Source organism: Rhizobium sp. UBA1881 (assembly GCF_002338015.1).
Classification (GTDB): Bacteria; Pseudomonadota; Alphaproteobacteria; order Rhizobiales; family Rhizobiaceae; genus Rhizobium.
The window spans coordinates 1-11,984 of sequence record NZ_DDHH01000172.1 but is presented as its reverse complement, the minus strand read 5'-3'; the positions used below and the strand labels follow the sequence as shown (position 1 = coordinate 11,984).

Here is an 11,984-nt window from a genome sequence, read left to right as displayed (position 1 = left end):
ATGGAGGTGCTGCAGCGCAGCGCGCCGGTGACCGTGCTCGACGTGCCGCACGCCTGGTCCGAATGGACCCGCTCGGTACTCGGCGCCGCCGATGAGGTGGTGATCTGCGCGTCTCCCGATCTCGCCAATCTGCGTAACACGAAAAATCTGATCGACGCCCTGCGCAAGATGCGGCCGAATGACAAGCCGCCTCATCTCGTTCTCAACCAGGTGGGCATGCCGAAGCGTCCGGAAATCAGCCCGTCGGATTTCTGCGAGCCGCTGGAATGCGAGCCCGTCGCCATCATCCCGTTCGACAGCAACCTGTTCGGAACGGCCGCCAATAGCGGCCGAATGATCTCGGAGATGGATCCGAAATCGCCGACGGCCGAGACCTTCTCGCAGCTGTCGCACATCGTTACCGGGCGCATCGCCGTCAAGAAGGCGAAGAAGAGCAGTCTTCTCAGCCTCCTGAAGCGCAAGTAGCCCACCAGGAGTGGAATAAGGCATGTTCGGAAAACGCGGAAACGAAGGATCTGGCAAGGCGGGCGGCACAATCGCGCCACCGCCGCCTGTTGCTGCGCCTTCCTCGTCGTCGGCGCCCGCCGTCTTCGTCGAGCCGCAGCGCGAGCAGACCCGCCAGCAGGTGGCGCCGCCGCCGATGCAGACGCCGCAGCGCAAGCGCCCCGCCCGCACCGACGAATATTACGACACCAAGGCGCAGGTCTTCTCGGCGCTGATCGACACGATCGACCTGTCGCAGCTCGCCAAGCTCGACGGCGAGAGCGCGCGCGAGGAAATTCGCGATATCGTCAACGATATCATCACGATCAAGAACTTCGCGATGTCGATCTCCGAGCAGGAAGAGCTGCTCGACGACATCTGCAACGACGTTCTCGGCTATGGTCCGCTGGAACCGCTCCTGGCGCGCGACGACATCGCCGACATCATGGTCAACGGCTCCGGCAAGACCTTCATCGAAGTCGGCGGCAAGACGCTGGAATCGGAAGTGCGCTTCCGCGACAACGCGCAGCTGCTCTCGATCTGCCAGCGGATCGTCAGCCAGGTCGGCCGCCGCGTCGACGAATCGAGCCCGATCTGCGACGCCCGCCTTCCCGACGGCTCACGCGTCAACGTGATTGCGCCGCCGCTCGCGATCGACGGCCCGGCGCTCACCATTCGTAAGTTCAAGAAGGACAAGCTGACGCTCGACCAGCTGGTGCGCTTCGGGGCGATCACGCCGGAAGGCGCGACGCTGCTGCAGATCATCGGCCGCGTCCGCTGCAATATCGTCATCTCCGGCGGTACCGGCTCGGGCAAGACGACGCTTCTGAACTGCCTTACCAACTACATCGACCGCGACGAGCGCGTCATCACCTGCGAAGACACGGCCGAACTGCAGCTGCAGCAGCCGCATGTGGTGCGTCTCGAAACCCGCCCGCCGAACATCGAAGGCGAAGGCGAGATCACCATGCGCGATCTCGTCAAGAACTGCCTGCGTATGCGCCCCGAACGCATCATCGTCGGCGAAGTGCGCGGACCCGAGGTCTTCGACCTCTTGCAGGCGATGAACACCGGCCACGACGGCTCGATGGGCACGATCCACTCCAACTCGCCGCGCGAATGCCTCAGCCGTATCGAATCGATGATTGCCATGGGCGGCTATTCGCTGCCGGCCAAGACCGTTCGCGAGATCATCTCGAACTCGGTCGACGTCATCGTCCAGGCCGCGCGTCTTCGCGATGGCTCGCGCCGCATCACCCAGATCACCGAGGTGATCGGCATGGAAGGCGACGTGATCATCACCCAGGATCTGATGCGCTACGAGATCGAAGGCGAAGACGCGGGCGGAAAGATCATCGGCCGACACAAGTCGACCGGTATCGGCAAGCCGAACTTCTGGGACCGCGCCCGCTACTACAATGAAGAGAAGCGGCTCGCCGCGGCGCTCGACGAAATGGAAGAGAAGTCGAAGGATTAAGATTATGTTCGGTTTCGATCCGATCGTGCTGGGTATCGTGCTGCTCGTGGCCATTTCGGCCGGCGCGGTATGTTACGGCCTGCTCTTTTCGCGGATGGAAACCGAGAAGAAGGCGGCAAGCCGCGTCAGCCGGGTGGCATCGGCCGAACTCGACAAGCAGAGCGTCAAGGCGGCGCGCGACCGCGTCCAGGAAATGTCGAAGCGCCGCAAGTCGATGCAGGACAACCTGAAGGATCTCGAGAAGCGGCAGCAGGAAAACGCCAAGAAGAAGCTGACGCTGAAATCGCGACTGACGCAGGCCGGTCTCTCGATCACGCCGGGCCGTTTCTACATGTTCAGCGCCATTTTCGGCTTTATCCTGATGTTCGTCGCGTTCCTGGCCGGCGCCCCCAACATGGTGGTGCTCGGGCTACCTGTTGTGGCCGGGCTCGGGCTGCCGCGCTGGATCCTCGGCTTCCTGATCAAGCGCCGCCAGAACAAGTTCCTCGATGAGTTCCCGAACGCGCTCGATGTCATCGTGCGATCGATCAAATCCGGCCTTCCGCTGAACGACGCGATCCGGCTGATCGCCAACGAGGGCAAGGAGCCGGTCAAGGGCGAGTTCCGTCGCGTGGTCGAAAGCCAGCAGGTCGGTCTCAGCGTGCCGGACGCCTGCACGCGCATGGGCAACCACATGCCGCTGCAGGAAGTGAACTTCTTCGCGATCGTCATCGCCATTCAGTCGCAGGCCGGCGGCAATCTCTCCGAAGCGATCGGCAACCTCTCGAAGGTGCTGCGTGAGCGCAAGAAGATGAAGGCCAAGGTCAAGGCGCTTTCGATGGAAGCCAAGGCGTCGGCCGTCATCATCGGCGCGCTGCCGTTCATCGTCGCGACGCTCGTCTACCTGACTTCGCCGCAATACATGATGGTGTTGTTCACCGACCCCCGCGGCCACCTGATCATGGGCGCTTCGGCGGTGTGGATGTCGATCGGCATCTTCGTCATGCGCAACATGGTCAATTTCGATATCTAACCGAGGCAATGCGATGTCGTCCGATCTTGCGAGTTCCCTGACCGATCCCTCGATGCTGATCGCGGTGCTGGTCGCGCTGGCGGTGTTCGCGACGCTCTACACGCTCGCCATTCCCTTCTTCGAGCGCGGCGATCTCAACCAGCGCATGAAGGCGGTCTCGACGGAGCGCGAGCAGATGCGTGCCCGCGAACGCGCGCGGATGAACGCGGAATCGACCGGCAGCAAGGCGTCGCTGCGCACGCAGAACAACCGCTCGGTTCGCCAGATCGTCGAGCGCTTCAACCTGCGCGAGGCGCTGGTCGACGAGAACACGATGAACAAGCTGCGCGCGGCGGGCTATCGCTCGGAAAACGCGCTCAACATGTTCCTGGTCGCGCGCTTCCTCCTGCCCTTCTGCTTTTTCGCGCTCGCGATCTTCTGGGTGTTCGGCCTCGACCACCTCGTCGACAAGCCGACGCCGATCCGCTTCCTCGCGACGCTCTGCTTTGCCTATGTCGGCTTCTATGCACCGAATATCTTCATCTCCAACAAGATGAAAAAACGACAGCACTCGATCAAGCGCGCCTGGCCGGACGCGCTGGACCTGATGCTGATCTGCGTGGAATCCGGTATCTCGATCGAGGCGGCGATGCGCCGTGTCTCGGAAGAGCTAGGCGAGGCGTCTCCGCCGCTGGCCGAAGAGATGGTGCTGACGACGGCCGAGCTCTCCTTCCTGCCGGATCGCCGCGTGGCGCTCGAAAATCTCGGCACGCGCACGCAGATCCCGATCGTGCAGTCGGTCGTGCAGGCGCTGATGCAGGCTGATCGCTACGGTACGCCGATTTCGCAGGCGCTGCGCGTGCTTGCCCAGGAAGGCCGCGACGAGCGGATGAACGAGGCGGAGAAGAAGGCCGCCGCGCTGCCGCCGAAGCTCACGGTGCCGATGATCCTGTTCTTCCTGCCGGTTCTGGTCGCCGTCATTCTCGGACCGGCCGGTATCCAGGTCGCCGACCGCTTCTAAGCGGCTCTACCGTCGGCACAGCCGATTTTTAGGATGGACCGCCGCGCGGGGTCGTGTGACATTCGACGACGTCACCCCACCCACGGACCATCGCCATGTCGTCGCTCAGCGTCTTTCTCAGCATTATCGCAACGCTCTCGATCGGGGCGATGAGCCCCGGTCCGAGCTTCGTTCTCGTCTCCAGGATCGCCGTGTCGCGCTCGCGTGTCGACGGGCTTGCGGCGGCGGCCGGCATGGGTCTCGGCGGGGTGTTGTTCAGCATCCTGGCGCTGGCGGGGCTGACCGCCCTGCTCTCGCAGTTCGGCTGGCTCTATCTGGCGCTGAAGATCGTGGGCGGGCTATATCTCGCTTATATCGCCTACAGAATCTGGCGCGGCGCCGGGGAGCCTCTCACGATCGGCGAGACCACCGCCGCCAGCCGCGCCGTCGGCCGCAGCTTCATGACGGCGTTCCTGACGCAGGTCAGCAATCCGAAGACGATCGTCGTCTATGCCAGCATTTTCGCGGCACTGTTGCCGAAGACCATTCCGCTGGAATTGTTCGTGGCGATCCCGCTTGGGGTCTTTGCCGTCGAAGCCGGGTGGTACACGATCGTGGCGCTGGCTTTCTCGGCCCGGCACCCACGCCTCATCTATCTCGCCGCGAAGAAGTGGATCGACCGCGCGGCCGGTGCCGTCATGGCCGGGCTCGGGCTGCAGCTTGTCGTGTCAGGCCTGAGCGGCCGTTAGACAGGTCAGTTGGCGCTGCTTGCCTCAGCGCCGACATCCTTGGCGGCGAGCTTCTGCCAGGAATTCTGCTGCGACATCATCGAGCGGAGATAGGCGACGTTGGCATCGGCCTGCTGCGGCGAGAGTTCGCCGCGGGCGATCTTTTCAGCTTCGGGGAAGCGACCCTGCAAGCCGACGACGAGCGCCAGATTCTGGCGCACACGGCTATCGGCCGTCGGCTGGCTTGCTGCCTGGCGCAGATAGGTTTCGGCGGTCCTGAGATCGCGGGTCAGCACGTAGGACATGCCGAGGTTAGACAGGATAGACGGCTCGCCCGGCTGCAGATCGAGCGCGTCGCGATAGCGCTGGCGCGCCTCGCTGGAGCGGCCGAGCTGATCGAGGATGGCGCCCTGGGCGGAGACGAGCTTCCAATCGGGACGGTCGGCCGTCTGGGCGCGGCCGATGGTGTCGAGCGCCTGCTGCAGCTGGCCGGCGGCGGCCTGCGCCTTGCCGTAGGCGGCAAGCACGTTGCGGTCCTGCGGATTGGCGATCGCCACCTGCTGCATGACGGCGAGCGCCTGGGCGTCCCTGCCCTGCATGCGCAGGAGATTGGCGTAGTTGACGCCGTTGACGGGATCGCGCGGGTTCTTGTCGTAGGCCTGGCCGATCCGATCGGTGGCGGAGCGCACTTCCTGATCGTTCATCGTCTCGATCGGCTTGTTCAGCGCGACCGGGATCGAGCCCGTCGTCATCTTGTCCTTGGTGGTGTTGCAGCCGGCCAGCATCAGGGCCAGCATCGCGGTTGCCGCGCACTGGAGAAGACGGGTTTTCGAAGTGGTGTCGACCAAAGCAGTCATCGCGGTTTCCTGAAATCAGAAATCGGCGCCTGACCTAAAAGCGGAACAGGGAAAGGCTTTGACGCAATCTACGCTCAAGCAATAGTCTGTTAACCCTAACGGAACGTTAAAATATGATTCCCGGACGCCCCCGAAGGATAAACAATGCCCCCGTTCCAGTTCATCGAGAGACCGACCCCCTTCAACACCAAGGGCGGCCAGACCCTGCCGATCTTCGCCGTCACGCCGGCGCATATCGAAACCGGGACGATCGATCCGATCGCGCTCGATTGGGCGAAAAAGGCGGGCTACAAGGCCGAAAGCGGCTCGCTGCTGCTGATCCCGACTTCGGAAGGCCATCTCGGCGGCGCGTTGTTTGGCCTCGGCACCAATCCTTCGGAACAGCCTTATATCACCGGCAAGCTGGCGCGCGCGCTGCCGGCCGGCGACTGGCATATCGAGACCGCGCCGCTGACGGCCAACCGGCTGGCGCTCGGCTTCGGCCTCGGGAGCTATCGTTTCGACCGCTACAAATCCGAGAAGCAGCCGGCCGGCACCCTGATGATCCCGCGCGATGCCGATGCCGCCGATATCAAGCGGCAGCTGGCGGGCGTGTTCCTGGCCCGCGACCTGATCAACACACCCACCAACGACATGGGCCCGAACGAGCTGGAAGCGGCGTTCCGCGGGCTTGCGGCGCACTACAAGGCGGAGATCTCGGTGATCTCGGGCGACGATCTCCGGCATAACTTCCCGCTGGTGCACACGGTCGGCCGCGCCAGCGCCGACGCGCCGCGCCTGATGGAGCTGCGCTGGGGCAAGAAGGGTCATCGCAAGATCACGCTCGTCGGCAAGGGCGTGTGCTTCGACACCGGCGGTCTCGACATCAAGCCCGCCTCCTCCATGCTTCTGATGAAGAAGGACATGGGGGGTGCGGCCAACGTCATGGGTCTCGCGCTCATGATCATGGACGCCAAGCTGAAGGTTGATCTCCGCGTCGTCATCCCGGTGGTCGAGAACTCGATCTCGTCGAACGCCTTCCGCCCCGGCGACATCTACAAGAGCCGCAAGGGCCTGACGGTGCAGATCGACAACACCGACGCCGAGGGTCGCCTGATCCTCGCCGACGCGCTTGCTTATGCCGACGAGGAAGAGCCCGACCTGATGATCGACATGGCAACGCTGACGGGAGCGGCGCGCGTGGCGCTCGGACCCGACCTGCCGCCCTTCTTCACCGACGATACGGATCTCGCGCGCGACCTGATGGAATCGAGCATCGAGACCGACGATCCGCTGTGGCGGCTGCCGCTCTATGCCGGCTACGAAAAGGACATCCGCGCCAAGTTCGCTGACATCACCAACGCGCCGGCGGGCGGCATGGCGGGCGCGATCACGGCGGCGCTGTTCCTCAAGCGCTTCGTCAGCCACGCCAAGAGCTGGGCGCATTTCGACATTTACGGCTGGGCGCCTTCGGAGCGTCCGCATTCGCCCGGCGGCGGCGAAGCGCAGGCGATCCGGGCGCTCTACCACCACATCCGCGAGAGCGTTCGTTAGACTCCGATCGTTAAAATTTTATTCACCCTGTGGGACGGCAGATTTGCCGCCCCATTGCGTTGTGCGGATACGTGCCGGAAAATGGAACGCAGGCGTAACGAATGCGGGAGGGGCCGTGCCGATCGAATTGACCGCATCGCAGGCGCTCGGGCTCTGGCATGGCGTCTCGCTCGACCAGGTTCGCCACGACGACCGCGATTTGACATTGCGCCAGATGGCGATCCTGCTGCATATCTATCTCGTGCCGCCGCCGCATACCGTGCGCGGACTGGCCGCCGAGCTCAATGTCACCAAGCCCGTCATCACCCGGGCGCTCGATACGATGGGCGAGATGGGGTTGGTGGACCGGGTGCGCGATGACAGCGACCGGCGCAACGTGCTGATCAAGCGCACCGTGGGCGGCGCGCTTTATCTGGAAAAACTGGGCGACCGCGTGCGCGAGCACGGGCGCCGGCTGTGACTTTGAGGACAACACCATGACCACGCTCGACCGCCGCCTGCACGCCTTCAGGGACGACCTCGCCGAGCGCGGGCTGGAAGGACAGGTCACGGCGCAGCGCTTTACCGACGGGACGCCGGCGCGCATCGTAGTGCCGGTCGTGGGCCTGCGGCCACGACCGGACGCGACCGTTGGTATCGACACCGAGCTCTTGTTCGGCGAGGACGTGACCGTACTCGACCACGCCGAGGGATGGTGCTGGATCAAGGCGCGGTCGGACAATTACGTCGGCTATCTTCCCGAGAGCGCGGTGAGCGATAAGGCGCCCGCGCCGACCCATATCGTCACCGTTCAGCGCACCTTCCTCTATCGTGAGCCGGAACTGCGCAAACCCTATAACAGCATTCTTTCGATGGGCAGCCGCGTGGCGGTCGCCGGCACCGCCGAGGCGCGCGGCAACCACTATGTGACGCTGGAAGACGGCACCGCGATCTTCGCCAAGCATGTGCAGCCGATCGGCGCGCTTGACGGCGAGGACTATGTCGATATCGCCGCCCGCTTTGTCGAAACGCCCTATCTCTGGGGCGGTCGTTCGGGGCTTGGGATCGATTGCTCCGGCCTGGTGCAGCTTTCCATGCTGATGACCGGCCGCGCCGCGCCGCGCGACACCGACATGCAGGCCTCGGCGCTCGGCACGCCTATTACCCGCGAGGAGCTGCGACGCGGCGACCTGGTGTTCTGGAAGGGACATGTGGCGATCATGGAGGATGCGGAGACGATCCTGCATGCGACCGGCCATACCATGACGGTGGTACGCGAAAACTTCGAAGAGGCCGTTCAGCGCATCGGCTGGCTCTACGAGCAGCCCAACGGCTATCGTCGCGCGATCATGTAACCGGCGGTTTCGGCCACGATGTGACGCCGCCGGACCATGTCTCGAAGGCCTTGGACAATCGCAGAACGCGCATGTCGTCGAAGCGGGGGCCGACGATCTGCAGGCCGATCGGCATGCCGGACCTTGAGAAGCCGCAATTGATCGATGAGGCCGGCTGCTCCGACATGTTCCAGGGAACGGTGAAGGCAATGTGCTCGAAGGGCCGGGCCGGATCGTTGGTCGGCGAGGCCCATTCGGCCGGGTAAGAGACGATGGGGTTGGTCGGCGACAAGACGGCATCGACCGTCTCGAACAGCGCGCCGCAGGCCTTGCGCATCTCGATCGTCTGGTTGAAGCCCTTGACGGCGGCTACGCCGCTGACATCGGCCCCACCCTTGGCCCAGCCGTAGATATAGGGAAGGATGTTCTCGCGGCGCTCCTCGCTCAGCCCCTCGATATCGCCCCAGAAGCGGGCGCGCCAGAAATTGTCGAGACCATCGAGCATCGCCCGCGACAGCATCGGGCCGACCGGCACGACGACGGCGCCGGCTTTTTCGAACTGTTTCGCCGCCGCAACGACCGCCGCCCTCACCTCGTCCTCAGCATCGAGGCCACAGCCGGCGTCGAGCATCAGGCCGATGCGCATGCCTGAGAGGTCGACGTCGAGATCGGTCCAGTCGATATCGTTTGGCGGGAGGCTGGTGCCGTCGCGCCAGTCCGGCCGCGACAGCGTCGCCATGGCGAGCGCCGCATCATCGACCGTGCGCGTCATCGGCCCGGCGCAGCGGCCGACGTAATAGGGATCGACAGGGATGCGGCCGTGGCTGGGCTTGAAGCCGAAGATGCCTGTCCAGCCGGCCGGGAGCCGCACGGAGCCGCCGATATCGGTACCGATATGGAGCGGGCCATAGCCGGCGGCGGCCGCCGCCGAGGCGCCGGCGCTGGAACCGCCAGGGTTCTGCGTGACATCCCACGGGTTGCGGCTGAGCGCGTGGAAGCTCGATAGGCCGGACGAGAGCATGCCGTAATCCGGGCATGTGGTCTTGGCGAAGATGATGGCGCCATCCTCGCGCATGCGGGCGGCGATGGGGGCGTCGTCAAGCGCCGGCGTCAGCTCGACGGCTCGGGTGCCGAGCGGAACGGGCTGACCTTTGGTTGATATCAACTCCTTCAGCGTGACCGGGATGCCATCAAGCGGGCCCAGCGTTTCGCCCCTCGCCCAGCGCTCGGTCGAGGCCTTGGCCTGGGCGCGGGCGGCGTCGGGGTCGTAGAGATAGAGCGCGGCGATGTGCGGTTCCCAGTCGGCAATATGCGGCTCCAGCGCCAGCCAGTATTCCAGCGGAGACAGGCTCTTCGCCGCAAAGTGCCGCTTCAGGTCGCGGATGCTCAGGTCGATCTCGGTCATGGCGCGGTCTTTCAAAATGACATCATCAAATCAGCGGCGTCTTCAATCAACGGCTGGCCTCGCGAGGGTCGGGCAGGTCGCGCAGGCCGTCGCCCAGCATGTTGAAGCCGAGGACGGAAAGCGCGATGGCAAGGCCGGGGAGGATGGCAAGCCAGGGGGCAAGGGCAAGATAGGTCTGCGCATCGGCCAGCATCCGCCCCCAGCTCGGCGCCGGCGGGGCAAGGCCGAGACCGAGGAAGCTGAGGCCCGCTTCGGTGAGCACCGCGAGGCCAAGCTGGATGGTCACCTGGACGATGAGCTGGCTCATGATATTGGGCAGCACGTGGCGGAGCGAAATCGCCAGCCGGGTATTCCCAAGCGCGCGGGCTGCCAGCACATAATCGCGGCTCCAGGCCTGCAGCGCGCTTGCCAGCGCCACACGGGCAAAGACCGGAATGAGGAAGGTTGCGATGGCGGCGATCGCCGTCAGCCGGCCGCCGCCGAGGAAGGCGCCGAGCATCATTGCCGAGAGGATGGGCGGGAGCGCGAAGATGACGTCGCAGACGCGCATTAGAAGCGTTTCGAAGATGCCGCGAAAGGCAGCCGCGGCCAGGCCCGCGATGGTGCCGAGCGCGCCGCCGATGGCGACGGCAACGATCGCGATCGAGAGCGAATTCCAGCAGCCGACCATCAGCATGGAGAGCACGTCGCGGCCCAACTGATCGGTGCCGAGAAGGCCGAAGCCGAGCGGTGGCTGCAGCTTATGGATGATCTGCATCTTGGCCGGCGGCAGCGGCGTCCAGACGAGCGAGACGAGCGCGATGGCGACGAGGCACGCGACGATCGCGGCGCCGATGATGAGGTTGACGCGCTTGACGCCGCGCATGCGGCGGCGGCCGATATTTGTTGCGGTGGAGACCAGCGGCGCCATTTCAGATCCCCTTTCTCAAACGCGGGTCGATCGCCAGATAGGAGAGATCGACCAGGAAGTTCATGAGGATGACGAGGCCGGCGAAGAACAGCACCACATCCTGCATGACGACGATATCGCGCTGCGACAGCGCCTGATAGGCGAGACGGCCGAGGCCGGGGAGATTGAAGACATTCTCGACGAGCACGGCGCCAGCCACCAGGAAAGTGGCTTGCAGGCCGAGGATGGTGAGAATCGGCACCAGCGCATTGGGCACCGAATGGCGCCAGAGCACGGTGGCCGATGACAGGCCCTTGGCGCGGGCGGTGCGGGTGAAATCCTCGTGCAGCGTGTCCAGCACCGCCGAGCGGGTAACACGGGTGAGCACGCCCGCCTGCGGCAGGGCCAGCGCCACCGCCGGCATAAGCAGGGCCTTCAGCGCCGGCCAGACACCCGCGCTCCAGCCCGGAAACCCACCCGCCGGCATCAGCCCGAGCGTTGTCGAGAACAGGATGATCAACAGCAACGCCACCCAGAAGGCCGGCACGGCGATGCTGACCTGCGAGAAGACGGCCGCGACCGCATCGACAATACCGCCGCGCCTGGAGGCTGCGGTGACGCCGAGGGGGATGGCGATTGCGACGGAGAGCAGGATGGCAATGAGGGCGAGCGGCAGGGTGACGGCGAGCCGCTCGAGGATGAGGCCGGCGACGGGGACGCCATAGGTGTAGGAGCGCCCGAGATCGCCGGTGAAGACGCCTGCCAGCCACTCGGCGTATCGTATGAGGAGCGAGCGGTCGAGGCCGAGTTCGTGACGGAGCGCCGCCAGCGTCTCCGGCGAGGCCGAGGTGCCGAGCATGATCGAGGCCGGGTCACCGGGCAGCATGTCCATGACGGCGAAGATCAGCAGCGAGACCACGAGCAGCGTGAGGACGAGGCCGGCGACGCGACGGAGCACGAGGGCGATCATGCGGCGGCTCTTGGGGTGGAGGGAAGATGGGGCGAGCTGCCCGCTACGAATCTCTTCTCCCCAGTGGGGAGAAGGTGGCGGCAGCCGGATGAGGGGGCCGCGGGCTCAGCGGTTGGGTTACCCCCCTCTGTCCTGCCGGACATCTCCCCCACAAGGGGGGAGATCGAATCGTTGCGATGGCATCGCTGAACGTTGAGGTCGGAGCGAGCGGATGCGCCAAGCCAATCTCCCCCCTTGTGGGGGAGATGCCCGTCATGGCATAGTGGGGAATCCCCGCTCCGCCGCCCGCTTCTCACCAGCCGATCAACCGATCAAGCCGCAACCGCACCCTGCTTGCG

The 11,984-nt window shown here is 64.9% G+C and carries 12 protein-coding genes; 8 read left to right on the top strand and 4 right to left on the bottom strand.

Annotated elements, in window-relative coordinates:
* The 5 genes from B3605_RS21085 to B3605_RS21065 form a co-directional block, all read left to right on the top strand.
* Positions 1 to 465 (top strand): AAA family ATPase (locus tag B3605_RS21085; protein ID WP_414706999.1); only part of this gene is annotated, 465 nt, incomplete at its 5' end.
* A gap of 22 nt (positions 466 to 487) precedes the next feature.
* A complete protein-coding gene (locus B3605_RS21080) occupies positions 488 to 1,960 on the top strand; it encodes a CpaF family protein (RefSeq protein WP_112945148.1) in 1,473 nt (490 codons plus the stop codon).
* Positions 1,961 to 1,964: 4 nt separating this feature from the next.
* A complete protein-coding gene (locus tag B3605_RS21075; protein WP_112945147.1) occupies positions 1,965 to 2,972 on the top strand; it encodes a type II secretion system F family protein in 1,008 nt (335 codons plus the stop codon).
* Positions 2,973 to 2,985: 13 nt separating this feature from the next.
* Entirely contained in the window at positions 2,986 to 3,972 is a 987-nt protein-coding gene (locus tag B3605_RS21070) for a type II secretion system F family protein (RefSeq protein ID WP_047506661.1), read from the top strand.
* 95 nt (positions 3,973 to 4,067) lie between these two features.
* Entirely contained in the window at positions 4,068 to 4,700 is a 633-nt protein-coding gene (locus tag B3605_RS21065; RefSeq protein WP_112945146.1) for a LysE family translocator, read from the top strand.
* A 5-nt stretch (positions 4,701 to 4,705) separates the two neighbouring features.
* Here B3605_RS21065 and B3605_RS21060 read toward each other — a convergent pair whose 3' ends face one another.
* Positions 4,706 to 5,536: a tetratricopeptide repeat protein gene (locus tag B3605_RS21060; protein ID WP_112945145.1), complete on the bottom strand. Its 831-nt coding sequence runs from the start codon at positions 5,534 to 5,536 to the stop codon at positions 4,706 to 4,708.
* A 144-nt stretch (positions 5,537 to 5,680) separates the two neighbouring features.
* Between B3605_RS21060 and B3605_RS21055 the strand changes: the two genes are divergently transcribed.
* From B3605_RS21055 to B3605_RS21045, 3 genes are all read left to right on the top strand, one after another.
* Entirely contained in the window at positions 5,681 to 7,069 is a 1,389-nt protein-coding gene (locus B3605_RS21055) for a leucyl aminopeptidase family protein (RefSeq protein WP_112945144.1), read from the top strand.
* Between the two features lie 115 nt (positions 7,070 to 7,184).
* Positions 7,185 to 7,529, top strand: a complete 345-nt coding sequence (locus tag B3605_RS21050) for a MarR family transcriptional regulator (RefSeq protein WP_018899175.1) — start codon at positions 7,185 to 7,187, stop codon at positions 7,527 to 7,529.
* Positions 7,530 to 7,545: 16 nt separating this feature from the next.
* The gene (locus tag B3605_RS21045) at positions 7,546 to 8,403 is read left to right on the top strand and encodes an NlpC/P60 family protein (protein ID WP_112945143.1); all 858 of its coding nucleotides are present in this window, start codon (positions 7,546 to 7,548) and stop codon (positions 8,401 to 8,403) included.
* Here the strand turns inward: B3605_RS21045 and B3605_RS21040 are convergent.
* The 3 genes from B3605_RS21040 to B3605_RS21030 are packed head-to-tail and all read right to left on the bottom strand — an operon-like array spanning position 8,396 to position 11,646.
* On the bottom strand, positions 8,396 to 9,787 hold the full coding sequence (locus B3605_RS21040) for an amidase (protein WP_112945142.1): 1,392 nt from the start codon (positions 9,785 to 9,787) through the stop codon (positions 8,396 to 8,398). The genes B3605_RS21045 and B3605_RS21040 overlap by 8 nt on opposite strands.
* A 46-nt stretch (positions 9,788 to 9,833) precedes the next feature.
* The gene (locus B3605_RS21035; protein ID WP_296435902.1) at positions 9,834 to 10,697 is read right to left on the bottom strand and encodes an ABC transporter permease; all 864 of its coding nucleotides are present in this window, start codon (positions 10,695 to 10,697) and stop codon (positions 9,834 to 9,836) included.
* A gap of 1 nt (position 10,698) precedes the next feature.
* Positions 10,699 to 11,646 (bottom strand): ABC transporter permease, encoded by a 948-nt coding sequence (locus B3605_RS21030; RefSeq protein ID WP_112945140.1) that lies wholly within the window; start codon positions 11,644 to 11,646, stop codon positions 10,699 to 10,701.
* Positions 11,647 to 11,984 lie beyond the last annotated feature (338 nt).